Annotated in this window: 22 protein-coding genes and 4 pseudogenes; 5 read left to right on the forward strand and 21 right to left on the reverse strand. The window is 32.4% G+C overall.

Annotated elements, in window-relative coordinates:
* Positions 1–266: 266 nt before the first annotated feature.
* A pseudogene (locus BUB45_RS20865) lies at positions 267–422 on the forward strand (AAA family ATPase); the annotation flags it as partial.
* Between the two features lie 142 nt (positions 423–564).
* On the opposite strand, the gene BUB45_RS18445 reads toward BUB45_RS20865, so the two are convergent.
* The 12 genes and pseudogenes from BUB45_RS18445 to BUB45_RS19455 all read right to left on the reverse strand — a co-directional run bounded on the left by BUB45_RS18445 (position 565) and on the right by BUB45_RS19455 (position 13,213).
* On the reverse strand, positions 565–1,641 hold the full coding sequence (locus BUB45_RS18445; protein WP_084723820.1) for a serine hydrolase: 1,077 nt from the start codon (positions 1,639–1,641) through the stop codon (positions 565–567).
* 5 nt (positions 1,642–1,646) lie between these two features.
* The gene (locus BUB45_RS18450) at positions 1,647–2,987 is read right to left on the reverse strand and encodes a DCC1-like thiol-disulfide oxidoreductase family protein (RefSeq protein WP_073013215.1); all 1,341 of its coding nucleotides are present in this window, start codon (positions 2,985–2,987) and stop codon (positions 1,647–1,649) included.
* 15 nt (positions 2,988–3,002) lie between these two features.
* Positions 3,003–3,692, reverse strand: a complete 690-nt coding sequence (locus BUB45_RS18455) for a DUF5819 family protein (RefSeq protein ID WP_139300207.1) — start codon at positions 3,690–3,692, stop codon at positions 3,003–3,005.
* 45 nt (positions 3,693–3,737) lie between these two features.
* Positions 3,738–4,016 (reverse strand): hypothetical protein, encoded by a 279-nt coding sequence (locus BUB45_RS18460; protein ID WP_073013227.1) that lies wholly within the window; start codon positions 4,014–4,016, stop codon positions 3,738–3,740.
* A 261-nt stretch (positions 4,017–4,277) separates the two neighbouring features.
* A pseudogene (locus BUB45_RS20870) lies at positions 4,278–4,669 on the reverse strand (ATP-binding protein); the annotation flags it as partial.
* Positions 4,670–4,840: 171 nt separating this feature from the next.
* Positions 4,841–6,703: an ArdC-like ssDNA-binding domain-containing protein gene (locus BUB45_RS18465; RefSeq protein ID WP_073013229.1), complete on the reverse strand. Its 1,863-nt coding sequence runs from the start codon at positions 6,701–6,703 to the stop codon at positions 4,841–4,843.
* Between the two features lie 639 nt (positions 6,704–7,342).
* Positions 7,343–8,065, reverse strand: a complete 723-nt coding sequence (locus tag BUB45_RS18470) for a beta-barrel domain-containing protein (protein ID WP_073013241.1) — start codon at positions 8,063–8,065, stop codon at positions 7,343–7,345.
* A complete protein-coding gene (locus BUB45_RS18475; RefSeq protein ID WP_170861789.1) occupies positions 8,062–10,257 on the reverse strand; it encodes a peptidase domain-containing ABC transporter in 2,196 nt (731 codons plus the stop codon). Before BUB45_RS18475 ends, BUB45_RS18470 begins: the two co-directional genes overlap by 4 nt.
* A 357-nt stretch (positions 10,258–10,614) precedes the next feature.
* Positions 10,615–10,803, reverse strand: a complete 189-nt coding sequence (locus tag BUB45_RS18480) for a hypothetical protein (RefSeq protein ID WP_073013245.1) — start codon at positions 10,801–10,803, stop codon at positions 10,615–10,617.
* A 15-nt stretch (positions 10,804–10,818) separates the two neighbouring features.
* Complete coding sequence (locus BUB45_RS18485) at positions 10,819–11,031, reverse strand: class IIb bacteriocin, lactobin A/cerein 7B family (protein ID WP_073013247.1); 213 nt, start codon at positions 11,029–11,031, stop codon at positions 10,819–10,821.
* Positions 11,032–11,459: 428 nt separating this feature from the next.
* Complete coding sequence (locus tag BUB45_RS19450; RefSeq protein WP_084723822.1) at positions 11,460–12,023, reverse strand: transposase; 564 nt, start codon at positions 12,021–12,023, stop codon at positions 11,460–11,462.
* Positions 11,942–13,213: a transposase gene (locus BUB45_RS19455; protein ID WP_084723824.1), complete on the reverse strand. Its 1,272-nt coding sequence runs from the start codon at positions 13,211–13,213 to the stop codon at positions 11,942–11,944. The genes BUB45_RS19450 and BUB45_RS19455 overlap by 82 nt, the downstream gene beginning before the upstream one ends.
* 382 nt (positions 13,214–13,595) lie before the next feature.
* Here BUB45_RS19455 and BUB45_RS18500 point away from each other — a divergent pair, with 382 nt between their 5' ends.
* A complete protein-coding gene (locus BUB45_RS18500; protein WP_073013249.1) occupies positions 13,596–14,342 on the forward strand; it encodes a Fic family protein in 747 nt (248 codons plus the stop codon).
* A 618-nt stretch (positions 14,343–14,960) separates the two neighbouring features.
* Here BUB45_RS18500 and BUB45_RS20285 read toward each other — a convergent pair.
* Positions 14,961–15,491: a hypothetical protein gene (locus BUB45_RS20285; RefSeq protein ID WP_212590793.1), complete on the reverse strand. Its 531-nt coding sequence runs from the start codon at positions 15,489–15,491 to the stop codon at positions 14,961–14,963.
* 493 nt (positions 15,492–15,984) lie between these two features.
* Here BUB45_RS20285 and BUB45_RS18510 point away from each other — a divergent pair, with 493 nt between their 5' ends.
* Complete coding sequence (locus BUB45_RS18510) at positions 15,985–16,371, forward strand: YhjD family protein (protein ID WP_073013253.1); 387 nt, start codon at positions 15,985–15,987, stop codon at positions 16,369–16,371.
* A 3-nt stretch (positions 16,372–16,374) separates the two neighbouring features.
* Here the strand turns inward: BUB45_RS18510 and BUB45_RS20020 are convergent, their stop codons facing one another.
* The 4 genes and pseudogenes from BUB45_RS20020 to BUB45_RS18525 form a co-directional block, all read right to left on the reverse strand.
* Positions 16,375–16,548, reverse strand: coding sequence for a hypothetical protein (locus tag BUB45_RS20020; RefSeq protein WP_170861790.1), 174 nt, complete (start codon positions 16,546–16,548; stop codon positions 16,375–16,377).
* Positions 16,549–16,754: 206 nt separating this feature from the next.
* A complete protein-coding gene (locus BUB45_RS20025) occupies positions 16,755–16,922 on the reverse strand; it encodes a hypothetical protein (RefSeq protein ID WP_170861791.1) in 168 nt (55 codons plus the stop codon).
* Between the two features lie 489 nt (positions 16,923–17,411).
* Positions 17,412–19,553: pseudogene (locus tag BUB45_RS18520) on the reverse strand (type IA DNA topoisomerase).
* A 25-nt stretch (positions 19,554–19,578) separates the two neighbouring features.
* Positions 19,579–19,932: a JAB domain-containing protein gene (locus BUB45_RS18525; protein WP_073013257.1), complete on the reverse strand. Its 354-nt coding sequence runs from the start codon at positions 19,930–19,932 to the stop codon at positions 19,579–19,581.
* A 199-nt stretch (positions 19,933–20,131) separates the two neighbouring features.
* Here BUB45_RS18525 and BUB45_RS20290 point away from each other — a divergent pair, with 199 nt between their 5' ends.
* Positions 20,132–20,281, forward strand: coding sequence for a hypothetical protein (locus tag BUB45_RS20290; protein WP_176087306.1), 150 nt, complete (start codon positions 20,132–20,134; stop codon positions 20,279–20,281).
* On the opposite strand, the gene BUB45_RS18530 is transcribed toward BUB45_RS20290, so the two are convergent.
* Both BUB45_RS18530 and BUB45_RS20030 read right to left on the reverse strand, forming a co-directional pair.
* Complete coding sequence (locus tag BUB45_RS18530; protein WP_073013259.1) at positions 20,267–20,851, reverse strand: hypothetical protein; 585 nt, start codon at positions 20,849–20,851, stop codon at positions 20,267–20,269. The two genes, BUB45_RS20290 and BUB45_RS18530, sit on opposite strands and share 15 nt — an antisense overlap.
* A gap of 1,168 nt (positions 20,852–22,019) precedes the next feature.
* Complete coding sequence (locus tag BUB45_RS20030) at positions 22,020–22,184, reverse strand: hypothetical protein (protein ID WP_162985790.1); 165 nt, start codon at positions 22,182–22,184, stop codon at positions 22,020–22,022.
* Positions 22,185–22,846: 662 nt separating this feature from the next.
* Between BUB45_RS20030 and BUB45_RS20545 the strand changes: the two are divergent.
* Positions 22,847–23,089: pseudogene (locus BUB45_RS20545) on the forward strand (hypothetical protein); the annotation flags it as partial.
* Between the two features lie 122 nt (positions 23,090–23,211).
* Here BUB45_RS20545 and BUB45_RS18540 read toward each other — a convergent pair.
* On the reverse strand, positions 23,212–23,397 hold the full coding sequence (locus BUB45_RS18540; protein ID WP_073013261.1) for a hypothetical protein: 186 nt from the start codon (positions 23,395–23,397) through the stop codon (positions 23,212–23,214).
* A 152-nt stretch (positions 23,398–23,549) separates the two neighbouring features.
* Positions 23,550–26,606 carry a DEAD/DEAH box helicase gene (locus tag BUB45_RS18545; RefSeq protein WP_073013263.1) on the reverse strand — a complete coding sequence of 1,019 codons (3,057 nt, stop codon included), beginning with the start codon at positions 26,604–26,606 and terminating at the stop codon, positions 23,550–23,552.
* Positions 26,607–26,888: the final 282 nt, after the last annotated feature.

Below are 26,888 nucleotides of genomic sequence, written 5' to 3' on the forward strand. Positions count from 1 at the left end.
GTTGAGTAAATTTACTTTTTTAATAGGAATCATTTTATGTTCTGTTTAGTCTACTTCACCTTAATTTTTTTGTCTAGTCAAGTGTAACCTATCCACTTTAATCCCCAATAATTTTATGATAAAATGACGTTGCACTCCTATCCCCTCTCTTTTTCTATTGTCTTAACAACTTTAGGGTAACAAAGAGAGGGAGAATGAGTGTATTTTTTTGCACACTGAAAAATCCCATTGCGATAGAGGACACCACCACATTCAGTATAGAGCCGTTTATAATCTCTAACGCTAGTATTGAAGATATAGAGTATCACGAGGATAGACGGTTAGATAAGAATTTGATTTTGAAACTCGCTTCTAGTGGTTCCTATATTCATGATAATCATATCATATTAAAGGGTCCGACTGGTTCTGCAAAAAGAACTTTAAAAAGTGTGCCATTCTACGCAAGGCAATAGAAGGCAGGATTCAAGAGGATATGCCAAAAGAATATATGTTTAAGATTTGCAAAAAGAGAAAGACTAAGTTTTCCTCTTTTTTATTTTTTCTTGAGCTTTGAATTGTATTCACTCACATATTTTCTTTAAATATTGATTTTACTTTATTCTTAAAATCAATGTCGGTGGCTATACTGAATATGAAATTATTAAAGACATTTTGTATCCAATATGAATCTTCGGCTTTTTCATCACGCATGAATAGCGAAATAACAATAGAGTGCTCTGCGTTTTCTTTATACAAAGAAGAAGTTAACACAAATGGAGTTGCTCCTCCTTTATACCAGAAATAATTATCTTGATTTCCTTTTATATTTTCCCCAATTAAAATTTCACTAAATAATTTTTTCTCTTCATCACTAAGAATCTCTTTTCCAAGTTTATACATAAGGTCTACGTAATCCTTTGTAGTAGAAGATGGAAGCTTCTCAGTTATTAAATACTGAATTTTCCGACTCAACATTCGTGATGTTTTTTCTTTTAAATCTTCACATTCTCCTTGTTCCGTTTTCTTAAATAGTTCTTCTGATAATGATTGGTAGGAAGCGGACCTCATAGTTTCCATCTTTGTAGTTGCTATTTTCTTCTTATCTGATAAATATCCCGGCATTAATACGGAAGGCGTTAGATAAGTGATTTTATCGTGTGTATTAATTTGCAAATCTCTTAAGCTCTCATTAATAACATCTAACCCAATTCTATTCATTAGATAATCTGTACAAGCATTTGAACTAAATTGCATCATTCCTTTAGCTACGTCTAACAATGATACTTCACTAGAATTATCTATTGATTTTTTCCATTCAGGATGTGCCCCACCATCAGTATTTACAACATAAAACTTGTCAATATAGCTGAGACTCACTTTTTCAGATAAAGAAAGTTTACAGGTTGTAACCAATCTGACAAAATTAAAAGCAATTATTATCTTTACTGTACTTGCCAGTGGAAATTTAACATTTTGATTAAATGTTAAAGTGTCATGTCCATCTTCTTTTATAGTGATTGATAAGTTATCTTTATGTTTCTCTAAATATTCTAGCAAATCATATTCATTATTCTTTAAATTTTGTTTATACTGTTTTATACCAACAAGAAAACTTATAAAAACCATAACAAGTACTATTAACGATAATATTATAACGACCATAGTTTCTAGTCACCTACCTTTGTGTCTTCTCTCAAACACACATTATTTATACACTTATTTACGGGTACTAAATTCCTTCTTTTGGCTATGAAATCATAGATCACATTACCAATTCCTAGCCATTTTGATAAGTAAAGAATAGGAGTTAAAAACCATAGTGGAATAATTCTCTTAGTAAGTTCTGTAAAAGAATCTACTCCATTTTGTATCTTGCTATTCTTAACCTTTAGACTATGCATACGTTTTTCTAATTCATTTAAATTAAGGCTCTCATTTTTAATGTTACTGCTATCTCTAAAATCAACATATGTAATTAAGCCAAACCAGTCAAGTCGTTGTAAATTTGATACAGTAGTTAAGCACAGTCCACACCTTCCGTCATAAAATACGATAAGCTTATAGTTCTGTAGATGCCTTTTTGAAAAATCGTTTGTATAAGTAAGCAACCATTCTTTGATCTTAATGCCTGTTTTTTGGAGTTTGTTATAAAACGAATAGTATTCTTCATTTGTAAATAGCAATGCTTCAACGGCAATCATAATTAGAGAGAAAGTATATAACTGCATACTTATTCCAATCCCTATATGAAACATACAAATACAAGAAACAATAAATATTTTTGTTTTCTTATTAAATATCATAAATGCAAATGCGTATTTTACGAAAATACTTGCATAAGTAAGTATTACTCCTAAATAAACAAGGGAGCCTGTAGCTAGTTTTTCAAAAATAGGAGAGGACATTGTTTGAACTTGCGAAATATAATATAAAGCCGTCCCTGATGACCAAGTTTCGCCCATTAACTGATAAGTTGCCGAAACCATATAAACTATTATAACTTGAGCAATTATAAAAAACACTGAAAAATTATGCAAAATGGAGGTTATATTTTTCAAATTTGGGTGTTTTGACTTTCTATTCTTAATGTTCTGTTCGAAAGAAAAGTACTTTGTACAATCAGCAAATATCAAGAAAAACAATGCAATTATCATTAAATTGTCTCCACCATCTCCAATATGGTTAAAACGGATATATAGAGAATAATAAAAGATAAAATTTAATATACTACTTAACCTTCCCTTTACTCCTAAGGTATATAAAATAGCAACTACTATACCAACGTTGTAAACTACATCAAAGTACATTGTTGAATTGGAGATATCATAAAGGGATACTCCACTATTTCCAAATGTAGCATAACCATTATTGGTGAAAAGTAAATGGCGTTGGCTATATAATATCACGTAGTTGTATAAGATAATAATACCAAAAATAATTCGTAAGATACTCGTCCCTATAGTAAATCTTTCTTTAGAAAAATAGTCAATTACTCTTTCAGCATTCATTGCTATTACACCTCCTTAATACATTTGAGAAACCTCACTAATTTCTTTCCAATTAAAGGTTTTATTATATTCTATCTTTCTTTCATAATTTTTATCATTTCTTTTAGAAAAAGGGACTGTTTCATATACTGTCAATCTAACCCTAAGGTATTTCATGCTGATATATTTATCCGACATAAATGACCTAATATAAGAAGAGGCAAGTCGATAGAGACTATACTCCCCTTTCTCTTGAGAACTCTTTTTATGTTCTGTTAGCATATCGACAACAGGGTCATCATCTTCATCATTTTTATTAACATATTTTGTTATTAAATCACTAGTGTAGTTAGAGCCTACTGTATCGGCAAAAATCCCGTCTATTAATCTTATAGTCCTGTTGTAAGGAGTTATTACTTTATCATTATTATTTTTTATAAAATGCCTTGTCATATCAATCCAGTGATTGTTGGTATCTTTAGAAGTGTCGTCTGTTACCTGTATATATATATGTACATTCCTATTAATAGGATCCGGCGCAAATAGATGCCAATTTTGTGAGAAGATCGTTGATGTGTATGTACTAGATAAGTTATTATATTTAGCTGAAATAGGGTTAGTTGGCGCTGCATGCATAAGAATTAGTGAATAGTGAATAACAAATGTAATTGTAAGTAAAGCAATTGTTAATAAACAGATTTTTCTCATTGTAAATTCTCCGTTCATAAACAATAAGCGCATTTAGTATAAAAAATGCGCTTATTGTTTTAGTTAATTATCAAAAGCTTCTTCAAGATCACTATTGGAAACTAAGTCTTCGTTAGAATGTATACTTAAGCCTCCGTTATCTACAAATGACTTGAGTGCTTCTTTTCCCCAGTACTTAGCACCATTTACAAGGGCTCTCCATTGAGGTTCTACTACTTCATCATTTGAAACTTCAACAACTGTAGCTTCCTGCGATGACAATTCTTCATTAGCTGAAGCGTAAGATGAAAAAGCAAAAATACCAAGAGCAATTACCAATGCAGATAAAATTAATCTCTTCATAAAATACTACACCTCCTTCTTATGTATTAGAAATCTATCCTAATATATCATAATATTGGATAATTTTCAAATAAATTTATTAAATTCACAAAAAAATATATTTTATGTATTTTGTTACGTACATATAACACTAATACAATAAGAGTAAGTTAGATTATATTTGACAATAGAGGATGCTTAATAGAATGGAGAAACTATAAGTTTGAAGAAAAGTATAGAACAGGGTGTGAACATCAATTAAAAAGACACAATTTATGCTCATTAATTTGAAACACTTTCTTGCCCAAATATGGTAGATCTATGTTTCATTCGATAACTATCTTCATTTAGTTGAATGATTTCAACTCGATGTTAGATTCTATCTAATATCGCTGTTGTAATTGCTTAGTCACCCAATAATTCTCCCCATTCTTTAGGTGCTTTATTTGATGTTAAAATGATAAATGAAAAAACATATCAGCTTAAATTATTAATAATGACTAAAATCTGCATCTCGTATTTTTTTCATTCTTGTCTGAAAATTTACGAATGATTTATTCTGTTTTTAGTACATGAACAAGGTCGTCCATAGTAGTGAACATAACCTTATATCTTTGATTTCATGCTTCTATGCCCAGACCGACTGAAATATGGGTTTTACCACTGCCTGGAGGCAGTGTATTCTATACGTGGGGAAACGGGGGGACAGTTTACAATGATGTACGCGCAACACCAGGAATCAAGTAATGATACATTTATAGACAACGACGATATTCTTAATTTAGGAAAATAGGTAATGGTTATATTGTGCTACTCGTTATAAACAGCAGTAGCACAATTTACTTTTAAGCTTCCATAGAAAGAGCTGCTTCTTTTTGTTTGTTGTTTTCTTTTGTTTTCTTTTTTTCATAAGGGTGCATCCCAAATTCAGCTAATTCATCAGCTGTTAGCTTTCTTTCATAAGCTACAATACCATGCATTCCTTCACCTTCTCTCCAATCCACAAATCCTTTGGGTTGAGAATTGTCCCCTATCGGACTTTCTTTCATTTCATACCAGAATAAGTTGTTCTTATGATTGATTGTATCCTTATTTTCTTCAAATTCATGCTGCATAGTTTTTTGCTTATTTAACCCTTCTTCCATTGCTCCAATAAATTCTGTCGCTGTTTCTCTTACTCCTTGTAAAAGTTTTTCCTTGTCGTGTAAATCTTTGCCCTGAGTCCAATTTGCTAAATAACTAAGGGAGTAGTCACTTGTATCCATACCAAAGTAACTTGCTACAGTATAAGCAGTCATTTCTGTTTGGAATTCCTTTTCAGCAGTAGAAAGCTTCTGGTGATTTTTATGCTTTACGTGATGTAATTTTGCATGTGCTAATTCATGTAGCAATGCTTTAACATTCTGCAATTCACTATTCCGAGGATTCAAACTAATGTGCCCATTTCTTTTACCAGAATCGTCATTGTAAAAAGCTCCTTTTGCAGCACCTAATTCATCAAAAGGTTCTCCTACTGATATATTCATTTCATTGGCCATATTTTTGAGACTTTTCAGGGTAGCTTTATAGTTTTCCACCTTTCCGTCTAACCGTTTATTTGGAAAGATATGAGGTAAATCACTTGATGTAGCTTCTGTTTGACTAATATCAAATACATGTCCCACTGAAAAAGAAGGACGGCTTCTTTTCTTCTCCAATTGATTTGCTTCTAATTTTTCTCTTTCTTCATCTGTTGCATCCTCTATACGTTTCCATTTCCCATCCTCTGTTTTAAACTTGGGATCCGTTTTATTTGGCACGAGTATTTGAATTCCTTTTTCCCCTTTCTTTACCGGAAAACCATTATCCTTCCAAAACTTAGCACTGGCTACTGCTGTTGCTCCCTGAAATTGGCTGTGAATCAATGCTGTGTTTCTAAAGGAATATTGATGAAAATTCCCTATAAATGATAAATATTCTTTGAGACGTTCAGGAGTTGCAAAATAATCTTCAATATCCCGTTCTATTTCATTCGTCAAATGTTCAACTTGTTGCTTTTTATCTATTTTATTATTACGCGTATAATCATTTTCAACTCCAGTTAAAAACTCGCTCTGTTTATAGGGAGCTTCCATCGTTCTATTATTAGCCCTTTGACTACTCGCTTCTTTTTTGCTGTTTTTTTGCGTTTCCACTAATTCTTGGTGCATTTTTCTTTCTTTTTCTAATTCTGTTTCTATCTGCTGAAGTTTTTCCTGTTGAGCTGGCGTTAAATCCATTTCTTTGATTTCATCCAATACTTCTCTCTTAAGCGCATAAACAACATCATATCCATATTTTTGTTCGAATTCCTTCGCTTTGACTTCGTATTGCTGCTTGTTAAATGGAGTCGCTTCTTTTTGCTGATTTGGTACAGGCTCACTTAACTCTTCCAAAACTTTTTGCATGAACAGCTTTTTAAAAGCTTCTCTGTCTTTATCACTGTCTAAATCATTCTCCACATTTTGCTTGTACAAGCCAGCAAATTCTTCAAGCTCATTGATCACCTGTTTTTCCATTGCTTCTAACTGTTCTTTTGGTAACTTCGATTTAAGTACGGCATCCCAATACTGCCTTTCTATCTTCTCACGCTCTTTTACATAGCCTTTTTGTTCTGGATACCTCTGTTCATTTTGCTTGGCAAATAGAAGCTCGCTATACTTTCTTCTTAAATCTTTTTCTGTGTTCATATCCTTATTCTCCCTTCCATTTGTTATTAAAGATAAAAATCTCCTTTAAAATTTCATCCCTGCATTTTGTGAAAAAAAAGCTGTGAACAGGAAGTACCTTGCTCACAGCTTTTTAGGGAAATAACCTATATTATTACTGTATCATGTAAATTATTGAGTTTCGTATAGAATTCGTATGCAAAAAGTATATCTATTTTTACCCTTAACTACTGTTTTGCTATTTTGATTCCTTTCGCAGAATAAGCCTCAAACTTTTCAAGGTTGAAGTAACCACGGTCAAATACGTTAAGAACATCTTCATCTGGAATAAATTAAGGTAAGCGTAAAGCTTATGAATGGTCGAATACAAGAAAAGGCTACTGGATTATAGCAACTAGCTATGTACTCCATAGTTCATTAACAGATACAGAACTGGCATGGAGAGGATATAAAGATATCGCTCTTCAATACCAGTTCGTACACTCAAACTATTGAACCGCCGTATACGGAACCGTACGTACGGTGGTTTGAAAGGGGTCAAAAGTTATTTAGCTTTTTCCTCTACTCTATTTATTTTCCTAGTTATGTCCCAGCCTCGTTGAAATGGTGGTTGCCGACTTATTTACATTTAACTTCTTTCAGATACTATATTTACATAAACTATAGTATATCTAATTTCTTTAATAAGTTTTTCCATATTGGTACTTCTCCTGTCACTATGGATACTTTTCCCGCCATTCCAATGTATAGCTCATCTAAGTCCTGCGTTGAAATTGTTGCCTCTAGCTCATACATGTACTCTTTGGAGTTCTTATCAAAAATAGGATGTGCTGCTATGTATGTAACTGTTCCTGTTTGTTTATCTGTATTTTTTAATTTAAATGAGTATTGAGCTTTATCACCTTTGTTAATTCCGTTTCTTTCTTGCGGTGATAGTAAAATTTTCACCTTTTTTTCCTTTTCTTTTGGAATAATTGAAACAATCTCTTGACCAGAATCAATTAAATTACCTTGCTGTATGATTGAAGGAAATTGTACAACTCCATCTTTTTTCGCTTTAATTGTTTCCTTTTTTCCATCTCCTAATTCTTGGTTCTTTAAGTAAAGTAAAATATCTCCCTTTTTTACTTCATCTCCTGAACTAACATGAACTGTATCTACAATCCCCTGAACTTGAGCTCGAGATACACTTACATCTGATTTACTTTCTACCATTGCAGTTCCTTTACTAACCACCTCAAAATTTCCATAAATTGCCCAAATTATAAAACATATTAAGAATAGGAAAAGAAAACATAATAATACAGCAATAAATCGAGGTGGTTTTTTTTCTAATAATTCTACACTATCGGTTACTTCGTTAAAAGAATAAATTTTTGTCAATCTTGATCACCTCTTATTGAGTAAGTATCTAGATGAATTGATTGTTTTTTCCAAAGCCGATAATATTCTCCTTTATATAAAAATAATTCTTCATGAGAACCTTGCTCTATGATTTTTCCTTTTTCCATTACAAAAATTTGGTTTGCATATTGAATTGTACTTAACCTATGGGCAATCATAATAACCGTTATTCCTTTATTTCTTAATTCCCTCAACATGTCTACAATAAGTTTTTCGGTTGTAGAATCTAAATTACTTGTTGCCTCATCTAAAATTAAAATATCTGGTTTCTTTAATAAAGCTCTTGCTATTGCTAAACGTTGCCTTTGTCCTCCTGATAAGTTTGATGCGTTTTCTTCTAAAAAAGTTTCATAACGTAAAGGTAATTCACTAACAAAATCATGAACAACTGCATCTTTACATATTTGTATGATCTCTTTCAATGTAATTTGATCTTCTAATCCAAATCGTAAATTATCATAAATTGAACCACTAAAGAAAAATGATTCTTGGGAAACATATGCAATACGATTACGTAAAGCTATCTTATTTAATTCTTTCACATGATAAGAGTCATAATAAATATCTCCTTGCTGGGGTTCATAATATCCCATTAACAGCTTTGAAACAGTAGTTTTTCCAGAGCCGCTTTCTCCTACAAAAGCAACCTGATTTCCAGGTACGATAGAAAAACTAATATCATTTAAAACATTTTTTCGCGTACCATAACGGAATGTAACATTATAACAAGAAATACTACCAGATAGATATTTAGGGGAGACTTTGTTATATTCTTTTTCATCTCTTTCTGGATCTAAATCAAAAATTTCATTTAATCGTTCACTTGCAACTAATGCAGATTGCATAGTTGGTTGAATACTTATTAAATTTTCAATTGGATTTAAAAAATATGCTAAAAGTGCATTATATGTTATTAATTGTCCAATAGTCATATTTCCATTCAGAACTTGTATAGCACCAACCCAAAGAATTGCTGTACCACCAACTAATTCAAGCCCTATTTTTACAGAATCTTGTAAATTAGATAGCATTCCCCTTTTGAAAACATGATTTAATAAATTCACAAAACGATGTTCAGTTTGATAAAAAACTTCTTTTTCAGCATTATAAGATTTTACAGTTGCAATTCCAGTTAACGACTCTACTAAATATGTCGTTAACTTTGCATTACTTTCCATTTCTTTACGATTAATATTTTGATATGGTTTATGAAATATTAAAATGCCACCAATGTAGAAAGGAATAAGTAAAAGGGTAACACTAAATAACATTGGACTTTGTATGTATAATAAAATCGTTCCTAAAATAACCATTAGTGTATCAATCATTAATGTAACTGTTATCGTTGATAATGCGTCACGTATTTTACTTGCATCCATAAAACGAGAAACAATTTCTCCTACTTTTCTTGTTTCAAAAAAATTCATAGGTAATCCCACTACATGACGATAATATCCAAGCATCAATTGAACATCAATTCTTCTACTCAAATACAAAATTAAATGAGTCCTAATATAAGAAAGTATTACTTTAAAAACATACAGCATAATAACTCCAATAGAAACTATATGTAATGTTTGGAGTAATTGGCTGGTTACAATATCATCTATTAAGAATTTAAAGTAAAACGCTCCTAGTAATCCAAAAATATTAAAAAAGATAGAAGCTAAAAATATAGGCAATAATAAATGACGCTGTGGCTTTAATAAGAATAAAAATCTAACAAATGTTCCTTGCGATACTCTGCCTTTTGTAAAACTTTGTCCAGGAATGAGTAGAACTAGAACCCCCGTCCAAATTTTACAAAAGTCTTTTATTGAATAAGTTACAAGTCCTTTAGCCGGATCAGCCACATATATTTTATCTTTCTTTACTTTATGAACAACCATATAATGTAATAAACCATTTGGCAAATTAAAGTGTGCAATTGCTGGTAAAGGAATGTCATATAATGACTTAGAATTAGTGGTTTTAACACCTTTTGTTTCAAACCCCAATCTTTCAGCTGATTCTAAAAGTCCCTTTATATTTGTGCCTTTCAAATCTGTGCCTGCTACCTCTCTAATTTTGGAAATGGGTATAGAAAGTCCATAATGCTTAGCTATCATAGCAAGACATGCTGGACCACAATCTTTTAAATCACTTTGCATAATAAAAGAAAACTTTTTCATGATCTTCCACCTAAACTGTATAATTTATTTTAACTATAGATTTTTTAAATATTTTGTGTTATATTTTATGAATAATAATTATATAAGAAATGGTGACTTTAATGAATTTAATCAATAGTATTTTAAACTTTTTTTTCAAAAGAAAATATTTTGTTAGATTTTTGGTAATTTTATTATCTACTGTTTTTTTTATTGATTTGCTTTTTTATAAGAACTTTAATTTCCCTGCTTTTGGTGGAATGCTATGTCTTGGGATTTACTTCATACTTAATAAAAATAAATTAAATACGAAATATGATAAAAATTAATGCATGTATTTAATAAAAAAACTTCCTATATAGGAAGTTTTTTTATTAATTAACAATCTCTACGAGATTTAATCCCCCTTTTCTTGCATTCTTCCCAAGTACTCTTTCCAAGATCCCCCCAAACTCTTAGCCCCCATCCAACAGCTCTACCAAGGTCTGTAGATAGATCAGATCCTCCATGGATTTCCATCATTTCTTTTTCTGATAATAAATTAATCTCATTATTTAATAAAGACATGTTATACCTCCACTATTATCTTTTACCAGCAGCTTTCCAACCATCTACAACCCCATGACCAAATTTATATACTTCATTTGCACCAGCAATGATAGCGCCTCCCTTTGCCAGCTTAGTAGCACCCAACGCCAACGGCAACCAGCCACCGTCTATTTCTTGAATTTCTTCGAAAGAAAGTTCTTCTGCAGATATATTTTCCATTTTTACAGATAAAGACTCTTTTTTCATTCAAATTTCCTCCTTGGTTTTTAAAGAATTCTAGAATTAATTGGAACCTTAAACTTAACTGTTCTTATCATTTGCCACCTTGCTTATAAAGGTAAGCGTATGCTGTATAAATTACCCCCTGCAAAAAATTTAAACCCTCCTTAAAGTATTTTAAATAAACTGCTAAGTAGTGTACCATATTTTATAATTCTAAATATAAAACAAATTCAACCATCAAATATTAATACCACAACTATAGAATTCAATACAGGAAAATAGTAGTTTTATACAGGAAAAAACACTTACTTTTAACATGAGATAGCTTAATTCCATTAATTAACTCTATATCCTAATTTTAACATATATAATTATCTAAAAAAACACTACTATTTCAATATTATTTTTGTTAAAATAATATGTTTATACCTGTTATTACGTAAGCGTAATTGTTAGTTGAATTTGCGTGATTCAAGTAGTAATAATTTATTTCGTAATAAATCAAAGCTAAATCTGCCATACATGATACGTTTGATGGTTTTTAACTTGTTGACACTGCCTTCGGCCAGCCCATTACTATAAGAGAATAAAAATGCATTCTCTACTGCATTTATATCCCTTTTCAAGCCGTTCAGAAAACTGTTTAATTTAGTTAACTCAAGAGTTTGTACCTTGTTAATCCAAGTATGTAATTTTTCTCTTTGTCCGGAAAGAAGAATTGATTTAAAACTCCAAACTAAATCATAAAGTTGTTTAAATAATGGATATTTACGGAAAGCATTCTGTACTTGTTCGTCAGTGAGTTGTTTAACTTTCTCTAATGGTTTATAAAGTAACTTCAAGAGCCATTTTCTTTCTATGATTTCACTTGAACCGGCGTCGTCATAGTCTTCTACATCTTTTTGGAGCCTTTTTTCTTTTGCTATGAATTGCCTTATCGCGGCTTGAGAACCGGTATATCCTTTCTTAGCGATAGATTTATGAATATCTTTATAAAGAACTCCTTTGGAACGCATGGAAATGACTTCTTTTCTAAAAGGGGATAGTTTACCTGGGCGTTGCTCACCATATCGACCATGAATGGGTTGAAATTGGGAGATAAGTAGTTTTTAATTGTTTGCTTTGTGTGACCAGTCTTATCTGTTATTTGTCTCACACTGTACCCCTTATCATGTAATGCTCTTACTTTCTCAACTTTAGCCATCGTTTTTTTGATAACTTCTCTGTGTTCTTGTCCACGTTTATCATTTGAACTTTTAGGGATGTTCTCTTCGTCCATTTTTATGTATTTTCGAATGGTTTGAATGCTGCATCCTGTTAATGATCTGATTTCTTGTAATGTTCTTCTTTGAGAAGCTAAGGACTTGACCAACAGGATTTTATCGCATCGCGACGGTTTATTTCCTAATAGTTGATTCATCATTCCCTTTTCCTTCGTCAAAGGAATAGTAACCCTACCAGATAATATTTTATAAATGCACAGGGTGACTGCATCCGTTAAATTTTTTTCTAGATGAAAACGGTCGCTAATTTGATGAACATTTGGGTGAGTTTCTCGAATAGCGGAAGCATATGTAGGGGAACCGTCCCTTGAAACGTACTTTAAATTTGTAAATTGTGAAAGCCAAGCAACAACGTCATCTCTGTCCCTTGAATCTATCACATCAATAACTCTGCCGTTATCCAGGTCAATCATTATCGTACCGTAACTTTTTCTCTTTTTTAGAGCAAAATCATCGATACAAACAGCAATTTTTTTCTCTTTATTTATGATTGGTTCGTTTTTTTTTTGGTAATTACAAATCGTACTTTTTTTAACATCGGCTATATGTCGAGTCAGATAGGATGAGGCTGACACAGAGCTTTGTGGCAGCGATATATCGATAATTGTCTCTATTAATCTTCTAGTTTTTTTGGCTTTAGAATCGATAAAGGAAAAGTACTCAGCAAACGTTGTTCGATCACATAATGGATTATCGCAAAACATCTTTCGATTCATCAGCGTGATAATTACCTTTTTCCCTTGGATAGGCAAATCCTGAAAACTTCGCTTATAGCGTGAGTGAGTTCTGGAAGATACCATTTGACAATTGGGGCATGTGCAATTTTTTCGAGTGGATTCAACATAGAAATAAATAGAATCCGTCGATATCTTAGTACTTTTACAAATCAAATTTTTATCAAGTAATTTGATTAGTTCATCCATCTAAAACACCCTTTCGATTGATAAGCGTTGTGTTTATTCTAACAAATTATAATATATAGAATCAACGAACTTTGGAAAGAACCTGTTTTACGCCTATGATTCTTCAGCTTTACGAATTGTTTCATCATCAAAATCTTCATGGTTTGAGTTCACAACACAACCTCCTAATAGTATAATTGTGATAATAAAAATTGTTGAAATGAAAAGTTTTATTCGTATCACATCCTTACAAGAAATAAGAATGGGAACAGATCCAGTAAAACCTGATACGGACGGAGATGGCATTCCGACAATATTGATCGAAACCCTAGAGTTAGTGATACAGATAGAAGAATTGAATTGGAGTTAGGCTTGTAAATATGAATACAAGGTGGTGTAACATATGAAAAAAAGTAAAAAATACATTTTAACTGATGAGTATTTACAAGATGTCTTAGTGAGGTTGGCTCATCATTCATCTGCAATAGAGGGGAACACAATTAGTTTAGCTGATACAGTTTCCATTATTCTTCACGATACAATACCAGGAAACACTTCAAAAAGAGAATATTTTGAAATAGAAAACCATCGAGAAGCATTTAGATATGTCATTGATCATGTTGCAAATGGAGTAGAGATGTCTATTACCGTTATTAAGGACATACATGAAAGACTAACGGATCGCTTATTAGTAGATAAAGGACAATTTAAACAATCAGAGAATGCTATTTTGGGGGCTGAATTCCCTACAGCAAGCCCCCGGGAAACTCCTACATTAATGAAACAATGGGTAGATAACTTGAATTACCAGTTGAAACACGCACAATCACAGAAAGATATAATAAGTGTTGTTGGTGACTTTCATATCCAATTTGAACGCATACATCCTTTTTCTGATGGTAATGGCCGAACAGGTCGAATGTTAATGAATTATTCGCTACTTGAAAAAGGGAGTCCTCCATTAATTATAAGAGCAGAAGACAAGGCGGAATATGTAAATATACTAGCTAATAGTGATATAGCTAAGTTTACTCAGTTTGCTACTCAAAGAATACAAGAAGAGTCTAAACGTTTAGAACGTTTCATGAATATGAATGAAAAGGCAATAAGCGATCCAAAAAGTACAAAGAATCATGATTTAGAATTATAGCGTGTAAAAAGCTTCAAAAACGTTTTTGATTGCATACAAGACGCATTCTAAATATAATACAACATATAATTACAAACCACCCGTTCAACGGGTGGTTTGACCCAGCCCTATACATAAATGAATAAGCTTTTTCATCTAAAATAGGCAGGGGTATCTAGTTTTATCAACATAATGTTTAAAAACTAGCGAAAAACGTGTATCATGTTCACCTACCATTGAGGGCAACTTATGTTATTTTGTGCCGTGGGATGTGAAGTAGTAAAACAATCACTAGCTTAAAAATTATAATTTCATTTTCTTGGATGTCACTAATTTGAAAATGCCCCACGCCATTAAAGATACTATAAAACTTTCTAGCAAGGTTCTACCGCTTAATTTAACAGTTAAAAACGCACATATAATAAAAGTACCATTTCCTAGAATCGTTTGTATAGAACCCTCTTTCAATGTTAACGACCTCCTTTTTCCCTAATTGTAACAATTGAAATCTTTCTTTTCTTACAAAGATCACCACATGCCTTTAACTCGTCTCGATTATGATTGCAGGAGGTGTTTTTATTATGAGCAAAAGCTTGCTATGTATTGAATGTTTAGAAACACGATTTTCATCCTGAGTTTTTACTTATGTTTATTTTTATTTGTTTTATAAAAATTAGATCGAATCGCTTGATTTGTTTTAAAGGTTGGCAAAAAGAATGCGCAAGCCAGAAAAATACCAAAGAAATTAAAGGTTGATTCCCCGATATAAACCACTCCGTGCAATATATAGATGATTGATAATCCTACTACAAGCGTGATATTATCTCTTATATTTATTGCTTTTATTCTTTTTTTATCGTTATAATAAGATCTAATCTTTATTGCTGTTAAATATAAATAAATCGCCAAAAATAGAAATACAATTAAAAGAACAATCCACCTGTTTTTTACTCCGAATAAATCAAACGATATAATGCCTCCAATTACTAATACAATTATTAAAACGTTAGAATACCCCATATAAACAATAGATTGAACACTTTTACTAGTTTCACTAGAAGATTTATCATTAACGTAATCATCAATCAAATCATTAAATTCTTCCTTTGTTAAGGAACCCCCTTCTACATCTTTTTGTTGAATATGACTTAACAGCTTTTTCATCCTCACTTCAACATAAATATTTATCATCATGAAAATGATGCCTACACCAAATAGATAAATATATGGGATATGAACTAAGTTACTTAGTGCAAAAAAATTAAAAAATAAAATAAAACACCGTGACAGAAAATCTATAATGGACAATTTCCTAACCGTTCCACTTAGTATCTTCTTTGAATTCTCTATCATTGAAGTTGTAAAGAGAATAGAGATAAAAGGGGTAAAAAGCCACAGAGCTGCAATGCTATTTAATCCAAAGAGATATACAAGTAGGATCAGAATAAAATTGTTTATATGAAAAACTGTATTATAAAACATCAAAATATTTAGTTTTCTATTCACTTTTACATATTCCTCTCCATTATCTTACTCAAGGTCCATATTTTACGAAAATGATACCACGTTAATTTGCTTCATACTTTACATATACCATTTATTGTAATTGATAAAAATTAATTAGTTACTTATAATAAGAACAAACGTTCTAAAAGGTGATAAAATGAATAGAGAACTCAAACAACTCGCTGTGAACTTTATAGCTATGCCTCTTGCAATAGCTGTATTTAAACACGAACAACAATATTTTGATGGTTTTCACGATCCCGACTTTTATCTGGACTTTACGGATGAAGCCATTAGACTCATTGGAATAGATTTAGCTGCCACTAAAAGGCAACTGTATAGCCAATACCATTTGGATATTAAAAGGATTGGCAAAATCACATATAAGTGGCAGCATAAAAATAAAACCGGGGTTTGGGAATATACGCCATATCAACTGCGAGAAATGACCGCTAAAATTTGTACCAGATATTTATATAAGGCTGTGGGCTTTGAGCAAAAGAGAGCCACTTATGTTAATTTTATGCCACCGGATGTGGAGTAAAATTTAGTTTTCTTTTTTCTTTTTAAATAAGTCTTTGAATAAATCTATTACTAGAATCAAAACAATAATAAGGTTTGCGTATTCCACCCAATTAGACAGTTCATAATTAAAGAATAAATGTGATAATGACGTAATTAATAAACATATAGCTAATAAAATAATGACTACTCTGTACAAGTTGAAATCCTCCTCGTTACTTATGTGACTAAGTTGCGTTAATAAGAAAACTACCTTGGCTAAAATTTCCTCAAAGAAGTTATTCTCATATTCACCTGTCTTTTTTACCTAATTATACCAATTACGAAATTTGTGTCTACACCAAAATTACCACCTTCATGTAACTCGTTTCCTAGTTACAGAAGATGGTTTTGTAGTAAGAGCGCTTATATTTTATCTCTAAATAAATATTCTATTAGAAATACTCCACCTAAAGTTATAGGAAATCCGAAAATAATAAAATATATATTTCTTGGTATTTCAAATACTGCAGTTAGATAATTTAGAGTAAAAAGGTATAAAACCATTGTAATTATTTTTACTGCTGTTTTCATTGTTCTCCCTCATTAACGCGTATATTAATCGATTCATTATTTGTCTTTGAATCTATTTTATCAAGATATCTTGCTATCGCGCCACCCACATCAGAATAATTCAAAGAAAAACTGACTGCTATGCAAACAAAGAAAACGTAAGATACTGGAATTGACGTTGCATTTACGGATCCAAAAAACTTAGGTCGATCACCTTTAACCAGTGGAAACCAGGCCATGTGCTTGCAAAGCCACACCAAAAAAAGCAAATTATCTAACTAGCAATCGGATGCCATATGCTTGGTTCTGTATGTGTTTACTTAGCTATCAAGAAAACAAAATTCTTTGGAGTAGAAGAAGCCACAGAAATATAAGTTATCACCTGGTATAGCTAAGAATAAAGGTGCAGACTTTAAAATAACCACTAGAAAATTCGGTAACACCTAGATAATCCACAGGACACTTAATAAATTAATTCCAGCCTATCCCAAAAAGGAATAGGCTTTCTTACTACTGTTTTCTCGCTGTCCTCTTCGGAAATTCAAAGGTTATTTTCCCTTCTAAATCCAACGTTAAATACGCATCAAACTTCTTCCCTTTCTTACTTTTAAATCCCTTAATCAAATTCGTTCGTTTCCCATTTAAAAGAGATTGAACAGCTGTTTGCGGCAACTTCTTCGTTAACATCGTTTTAGGCAGGCTAAATGTACACCCCTCTTGATAGCCACTGCATCCGTAAAATTTTCCCTTATCTTGCAATTTACCGGTTTGACACATGGGACAATCACCAACATAGGATTGCTCTGATACCTGGTTGATTTCACCGTTTAGCGTTGCTACTTGATTAGGTGCTTGTTCCAATAAATAAGTAACGAATTTCTTTATATTAGCTACAAATTTATCCTGAGAGCCTTCCTTTCTCCCTATTTTTGCTAGGTAAGTTTCCCATTTTGCTGTCATTTCTGGACTAGCTAGCAATGTCCCATCTACAGCTTGACAAAGGGTTTTCCCTTTTGATGTTACGTACACCACATTTTTCTTTATTTCAATATACTGCTGGTGTTTTAACGTTTCAATAATACTTGCCCTAGTAGCCTCTGTTCCAATGCCTTCCTTTTGTTTCAAAATATGCTTTGCTTCTTCATCCTCGACGTCCTTCCCTGCATGTTTCATCACCTGAATTAAATTTCCCTCCGTAAACGGTTTGGGAGGTTGCGTTTTTCCTTCTTTTATAAATACATCGACCATGCAAGCATCGCCTTGCTTCATGGCAGGAAGCTGCGCAGGTTGTTCCTTTTGCTTCTGTTGTTTTTCCTGTGGAAATAATACCTTCCATCCTCGATTCTTTTCTACTTTTCCAGTTTTATAAAAGCTTAACCCTCGCACATCAATGATTACTTTTGTTTCTTCATATTCATAATCGGGTGCAAACATGGCCAAGGTTGTCGCTAAAATTTCTCGATACACATCCCTTTCTTTTTCTGTCAAACGTTCCAGCTGTGGAACTTGTTTGGTTGGAATGATGGCGTAGTGCTCTTGTACCTTCGAGCTATCCACGTACGCTTTTCTTGCTGCTGGATACTTCACAGAAAAAGAAATACCTAAAGACTGTTGATAGGCAGTCAAGTTTTGCTTCACATAAGCAAATTCATTCTCTGTAATAAAGTGACAGTCCGTTCGAGGATAAGTGACCAATTTCTTTTCATACAACCCTTGAACAATCTCTAGCACCATCGATGGACTATACTTCCGTTGTTTGTTCATCTTTGTTTGTAAAGTAGATAAAGAGTGCAGCTTCGGAGCTCTCGTTTTCTTTTATGCCTTTTCTAGTTCTTTTACTTTCCCATCCTGCTCACCTTCTTGAATACTATGGGACTGTAAAATATCCATCGCTTTTTGTTTGGTATCATAGCGCTGATTATGTTTAGCTTCAAAGCTTTGCTCATGCACCGTCACATTTCCTGCGAGCTCAAAAAATGGCTGGGACGTAAAGTTTGCAATTTCTTCTTGACGTTTATAAATCAAATAGAGCGTTGGTGTTTGTACGCGCCCAACACTAAATACCCCTTGTAACCCTTTCTTTTGCAAAAGCAATGTGTATAAACGAGAAGCATTCATGCCAACTAACCAATCACTATACTGTCTTGTTTGTGCTTCTTTATACAAAGCAATGTAGTTATTGCCATCTTGTAAGCGTTTCAATCCTTTTTCAATCTCTTCGACTTCCAAAGAATTGATCCACAATCGTTTTATCGGTTTATGGTTTGCACCAGCTTGTTGCAAAATACTTCTTGCAATATTTTCTCCTTCCCTGTCACTATCTGTAGCGATAATAATTCCTTTCACTTGGTTGCATAAACGCTTCACCACTTGAAATTGTTTCTGCTTATCTTTGGCTACTTGAAACTGAAACGCCTCAGGCATAATAGGCAACTTATTCAAATCCCATTTCTTCCAACTCTGATTATATGCTTCAGGAGGCACAAGCTCCACTAAGTGACCAAATCCCCAAGTAATATATGCTTTTTCTCCATTAAAAAAACGACTATCTTGCACTTCCAGATACCCGTCTCGTTTGCTTACATTTTGAAACACATCGCCATAAGCTTTTCCTTGACTTGGTTTTTCGGCTAAGATTAGTATGTTTCCCATTTAGATATTTCTCCCTCTTTCTCACTCATAATTCCAGCTCAAATGCCATTTGGTTACCTCTTTTTATCTTAGCCTGTTTTTGAACAAAACTGCTATAATCTTCATTTCTACATACATATTCAGGAATATATTTTGCAAATGAATAAACACTTTCTTTTCCGACAATAAAATGATCTAAAAACTGTATATTCAGTTTTTCCGATACCTCTTTCAGACCTTTGGTAATTTGTTTATCTTCAGGACTTGGTTCAGGTATGCCTGAAGGATGATTATGAAAAACAGCAACCTTTGAAACATCGTCTTTTGACAATAACGCCTTTGTAAACACCTTTCTATCTACAATACTTGCATTCGGTGACCCTTTAACGTTTTTAGCCAAGAAGTCTCCATCTTCAAGCGTGTGAAGGGTGAAATCCCAGCGGTAAGGTGGAGATGAATTGGCTTTCGGTCAAGTACGTCTTTAGACGTGCTAATTGACCGAACGCATGTTACCATAAGAGCATGAAGTGTTCTTTGAAAACTGGATATATGAGGTTGCATGGAGAAACTAATAATGCGAAAACCAAGCGAATCCTTCCATGCGTAAAATATCCAAGGTACGAAAGAAACTCCGATTCGTCGGACATCTAGGGCAGGAACTTCCCGAAGTAACGCTCATGGAGACGAAAGGTTGCTTTCGTCGTGGAAATGAGAAGCTCCCACTTCAAGCGAAGCTAAGTGGTGAGTAGTTCACAAAGTTCATTTACAAACACTACCTTATAATCGGAATCGCAAGCAATAATCCCAAAGGATTCTTGCCAATCATATTGATAACCAACTTTTAAGCTTTTCTTCACCTTTGTATTGTCTTTTAACAAGTTACTTCCTACAATCTCTTGATTAGCAAAAAAAAAGCTGAATTCATCAAATCCATGGAAAGTAGTGATAGCGTTTTTCATTTCATAAGCCGTCCCCCTACCACCATCTCTTTCGGCAACATCACTAATAGGCGGGGCATATTTACTAAGACGATACGGGATCATTTCCCTATTAGATGTAATTGTATCACTAATTTCGTTATAACTAAATCCATCAATAACATCTATACCAAACGTCTTAAAATAATTCCCCATTTCTACCTCATTATCCGTAGACATAGTATCGTTTGATAGATAAAACAGGGATACGCCACCAGCATTTAAACCTTCTTTTAACACCCTTTTTAAATCAGATTGATCGTGCTTTTGGTACCGAGTTAAATATAATGGTTTATTTTTAATTGAACAAAAAACAAGTGTTGTTTCACTCTGAGAAGGCATTTTACTCTTTGCTACAAATTCGATAAAATCCTGTGGAGAAGTTAATGAATTGTTCTAGTTCGTATCTATTTAATAGTTTTACACCACACGCTTTAGCATGCTCTTTTACTTGGTCTGTATGAAAAGAAAATTTTGAAATTTAATGTAAGAATCAGCTATTTTTTTGGTTTGTTCTAGCATAATTTCTTGACTGTGTCCTGATTGGCTTTGTGCAGATATGCTTTGCACAGGAATAGCTATCAAACCTAGCAACAGTGTTCCAATTAAAGCTAACTTCAAAATTTTTTCAACTAAATCACTCTATTTCTGTAAGTTATTCCACGATAACATGGATAAGGATTGATTTAAGAGTATTTTTTATTTTTTGTCAAATTAACCAGTCAATAAAGTGTCAATTTTCATGTGATGAAAACAGAATTAAGTCTGCGGTTATAATCTCAAAAATTCTTGCTGTAAGAATTTTCACATATTCTCTCTTCGATTGTCAGCGTGCAACAAGCAGACCAATTCCATTAAATATTAAATAAAAGAAATATTGTTTATTTACACTAAAATTCTAACAAAGATGAAGAAATTTAAGCAATAGGTGATTAAATTTTTATAATTATTTCACTAAAAAGAATATCTATAAATGTCAATGATATAATTAGAGTGGCATTTATACACTCCAATCATGCTGCATTAATTCATGTAAGTCGCTAGGTTTTCAGCAGTTTTTTAATTTCACAGGAATCAGGCATAGATATAAGATTTGCAAGCAGGCCAAATAAATTCCAAACTCAATTTATCCCTGTCCTATAGCATAATTTATAGCCTTTACAACTATACTTTTTAAGGTTTCCTCCACCCATTCGTTACACCTCACACACTCTTTTATAACACTTGTCTAAATTGGAATAGCATCCATGAATTTTCCTAGGACGTAAGTTCGTACAAATTGAACTTTGTATACGTAATACATGCTTCACCACATTGAAGGCTTTCTCCAACCTGTAAACGTTTCATCTTTTGATAAAGTGGGTCAGTATACACTCCTAGGTATTCTTAATAATGCACATGTTGCATTTTCAAACACTGCCTCGTTAAATATTTGCTTTATTCGTATAATTTTTGATTTATAATGGACAGTAAAGTAGATACGTGCTTGTCCATCTGAAAAAAAGGAGGCTTATTCAAGCCTGCTTAAATAAGTGCTCTTTGCTTTATCTGGATTGAAATAGGGTTCAAATGCTTTTCGGAAACATTCTTCCATTGGCATGTCGCCAAACGTTTCCTTTCCAAGCTTTAAATGACTTTTTCTCTTTGGACGCTTCTTTTCATTTTGCTTCGTCATGAAATCTCCCCCTCTTCTTAACATATGCAAAATGAATAGATGGACTGCCCTATCATTTTTAGTTACTTGCTTTTCTGCATTAAAAACTCCGTTTGGGGTAATCTCATAAATGCACATATTTTAATAAAATTTTTGAATATTTGATCTTGTTTTTTCCTTTAAGCACACGGTAAATTCGGTTCGACAACAGAACTTAAATACTTAAAACAAAAATTTGGGTATTGGGTTATCTAAATAGATAGCTTTTGATCAAGGAAACGAATCGTTTGCTTTTTTCAAAAAAATTTTCATCGATTGATAAACCATAATACGCAGCGTTGTTTTTCGCTAAATATAAACAAGGGGGCTATCTCATCTTCAATAGAGCCAAGCTTTTGTGGTGTAATACCATTTAGATACTTTTTGACGAAATTTGTCTCCTCTACAATCAATTATTTTTGATGTATACTAGCTTCAACCTCCAACAACAGAAAACATCTTGCGTCCTTTACAGGCTAGAAACACTTTATTTCCTATAATGATAATTAAAGGTGAAAAAACGTTAAAAAACGACTTGTTTAAGAAAACAAAAAATATAATTCAATATTAAACTGCTTCTAGAGGTAAATTAGCGAATTATGAACAAGGGACTAGACGACCTGATTACGATACACTAAAACAATTTAGCTGATTTCTACGATGTATATGTAGACTACTTACTAGGTAGGACAGACAACAGAAATGATAATTGGAATAAACTAACCGAAAAAGACGAGAGATATATTGCTAAAAGAATGGAAAAGATTAAAGAGGATTTGTAAAACGCTGATGGATTAAATTTTTCTGGGGAACCAATTAGCAAGGAGGCTGTTGAATCCTTGTTAGAAGCTATGGAATATGCTGTTTGTCAAACACAGAAATTTTAATAAGAATTATATTTCTAAAAATATAGAAACGGCATTTGAGGTTTTGTAACTAGCTAGTTTTAAACCCCTTATAACCAAAGTCACAAGAGGTTCAATAAGACATATCTATCACCTTCATGGTATTATTTTGATTGGGTTATACTTTCATTTGCTAACTCTAAAGCTTTTTTAATAAATTGATCGTGAGAAATTTCTCCATTTAAGCTTTCTCTGACTAAATTAGTCTGTTCTTCACTTACCTTTAAGTTCTCCATTTCAAGAATTTTCTTTGCATATAGCATGCCTTTTTTTATGCTGCTTTCCTTCATCCAAAAACCCCTCTCAAAGATTTCAAAAGTTTATTGAACAAAACGTATATAGCTATTAAATCCCCACTTATAGCGTGTGGGGATTTAATATTCTTATTTTATAAAACAAGCTTCTTTTCTATAATTTCATGTTATCATAATAAGAGCGTTAACTATTTCTTAATTACATACCTACTATTTTCAAGATTGTAAACTTCACCAATATTTCTTGCTATGGTGCTATAATATTCTTTTTTTGAAAGGCGTTTATAATCCCCTACCATGTAAAATTCTTCTTTTGCTCTTGTCACAGCCACGTTAATTAGATTAGGCTTAGAGCATGACCAATTGGCAGCGCTATCGCTTTTTTCATCTGTTCCAGCTACAAAATAAACAATATCTGCTTCCCTACCCTGAAATGTATGAACGGTTCCAATTGATTTAATGATCCAGCTACTTATACTTCGATTTGGAATACCTTCTTGCTTTAAGCGTGCTCTTACAATGTTCTTAATACCGTCTTTAACAGCGGTAAAAGGAGTGATTACATATATATCTGGTGGCTCTATACCATTTTTCCATTGTGAGGCGATCTTTTCCGCAACAAAGTATGCTTGTTCTTTTACTAATTGGCGATTAATTGCACTACCTATACAATGAAACCATGCGCTTTCTCCAAGCTTTTCCTTTTTAGCTAAGACCATTTTATTATCATAAGCAATTTCATTAGAGATGGTAAACATTGGACTTGAACACCTTCTATGAACCCATAAAGGAATTCCAACCCACTGTCCATACTTATTATATACTCCAAATCTATTTGCATTATCAGCAATAGATTGTACAGAGGATCCTTTATCAATATAAATAGAATCCACATTATAGTATTTTTTAATGTCTCCTAGAATTGTTTGATCAATAGTTACGACTGGTTCTATTTGAAGTGGATCTCCAACTACAATAGCATTTTTGGAACGCCATAATGCTCCTGCTGCTTGCTGTGGACTAGCTTGCCCAGCTTCATCAATAAACAAATAATCAATAAAATCTTTGCTTACCCCTTTGTACATCAAACTAAAACTTGCAAAAGTAGTACTTATTAATGGCGTTATCAAATGAACAGCTTGCCAAGCATATTCCAAGTATCGTCTATGTTCACTCTGGTTTAAATCTAACTGATTTCGATAATTTAATAAACGGAGGTTAGCTTTTATCGCTTTATAGTTAAATATTAATATCAACTTATGAATCTTCATTGCTTTTAAAAATAACAATCCTCTTTCATAGTTTAATTCATCTGTGATCCAAATTGCTTTTTCTTGCCTATAATCGTATGCAGAACTACTCCAATATTTCTCATCAGGTAGCACTAAATTTTGATTTTCATATTTTTCCATTACATGATAATAGTAATCTATTTTATTTTTATTATCCAACATACTTTCTTGTGCTACATACTTTTTTAAGGTTAATTGATGTAAATTATCTATTTCTTTCTGAATTTTTTCATTAATATCTAGTAAGTCATCTTCTAACTGTAATATTTGCGTATTCTTTTTACCAAGCACTTTTCTAATTACTCTCTTCAAAAGCCCTTCTCTTGAAACTGTTTCAAATTCTTCTTCTAATAATGCTTTTCTCTCTTGGAAATTTTCTAGTTTTTCTTCTATTTTTTTCTCTTTCTCTTCTATAGTTAATATAATTTTCTCCGTTTTATCTAATTCAATTTTTAAATTATTAATAAATTTACGTTGATCGCATATAAATTGTAGTTCTTTTTTCTTTACTTTAATAGATCTTAGTGTTGCTTGAAAATCATTAACAGCGTCTTTCCAATTAGACATGTCAATGTTTTTACTATCTTGTTCTAATTGATTTATAAAACTATCCTCATCTTTATTATAAAGTTTATTATAATAGCTCGATATATTTTCCTTTTTTCCCATTGCAGCAGAAAACAATCCCCACGCCTTTTCATCATTACCTATTAACTCTTTAGCAGCAATTGGGTACATATTTAACTGTTTTGCCTCATCAGCATAAAGTTCTTCAAATGCTTTAAACTCATCCTTTTCGTCAACTTTACGAATAATTTCCCTTTCTTTTGGAAGGTCTTTAGAAATGTTTTCTACTGCACCATTATTACTTGAAGCTACAACCATTGAATAATTTCTAATTGATTTTTCCATCTCATAGATTGGATAATTGTAGCCTTCTAATTGAAGGGTTTTCAACTTTTGAAACGCTTTTGTTGGATCTCCTAATTTAATCATGGCTTCTGCTCTTTCAACCATGATATGCGCAAAAATATCTTTTAATAAAGTTGTTTTCCCTGTTCCCGGAGGTCCATTAACTGAATGCACTTTTTCATTCATGTTTATAATTTGGTTAACTGCAACCTGTTGCATCAAAGACAACCTATGTTCGACTTTAGAAGGCCATCTACTATTCGGTAAATATTTAGGCTGTAATATTTCTTCTATAACCTTTCTATTTTCATCGATAATGATCCTATTAGAATCTACCCCTTCGATAAACTTATATAAAGTATCGTTAGTTCCTTTTTGAATAATATTTTCTAAATCTTTTAAAAAGAAGCTGTTGAAACTACTCTGACCACTACTGCCTTCTTTTATGATTTCTTTCTCCACATAGTGTAATTGGTTTTCTAGTAGAAAAAAATACTGTCGATATGTATCTAAAGCTTTGTAGAGCGAATGTTGATCCACTCCACCTTTAAAAATGGCATCTACTTTGTCTTCAAATAATTGTAATTTATCATCAAATGCTGTCTTCATTTCATCATATGCTATATGAGCTTTTTTACTCATTATCTTAGTTGCATACATTAAAATAGGAACAAAAATTGAACCCTTTATGTACTCCCCATTTTGATCAATCGAGAAGGAAAAGCTAAATAGAATTGTTTTATCTTTGTTGATAAGTTCATCATTATTTTGCAGTAAATTACGTAAATACTCAACTAGTTTATATTGTTGAAAGCATCCCAAATAATAGCGAAATTGTAGGTTTTCCTTACTAGACTCTTTTAATTTCACCTGCTCCCATGGCTTTTCTGATAAACTAATTTGTTCAGTTTTACGTTGCTTTTTCCCGTCTAAAAATCGATTTTTGTTAATCACTTCTCCAATACCCTTTACCTCGCTTGGAGACAAAGATTCAACTAGTTTCCAAGCCTCTAAAACAGATTTCACATCTTCTTTTCCCATTGTTTCACTCCTAAATATTCTTCCTTACCAATTGAAGATTAGTTTACTTCATAACTTAAACGACCACCTGCTAAAGCAGGTGGATTTAGACATAAATGTCGACGACTAAAGTCGTTTCCCAGGCTAAAGTCCTGCTCAAAGGCCTTAGCTAAAGCATCCTCAAAGCTAGACTAAACTCATTCTTCTATCCTGAATATTTCGTCCTTACCTTCATTGAATTGATTTGCTATATAATTTCTTATTATTTCTTCCGTTACCGTTCCTACGGTGGCACAAAAATAT

The organism is Virgibacillus chiguensis (genome assembly GCF_900129865.1).
Classification (GTDB): domain Bacteria; phylum Bacillota; class Bacilli; order Bacillales; family Amphibacillaceae; genus Virgibacillus; species Virgibacillus chiguensis.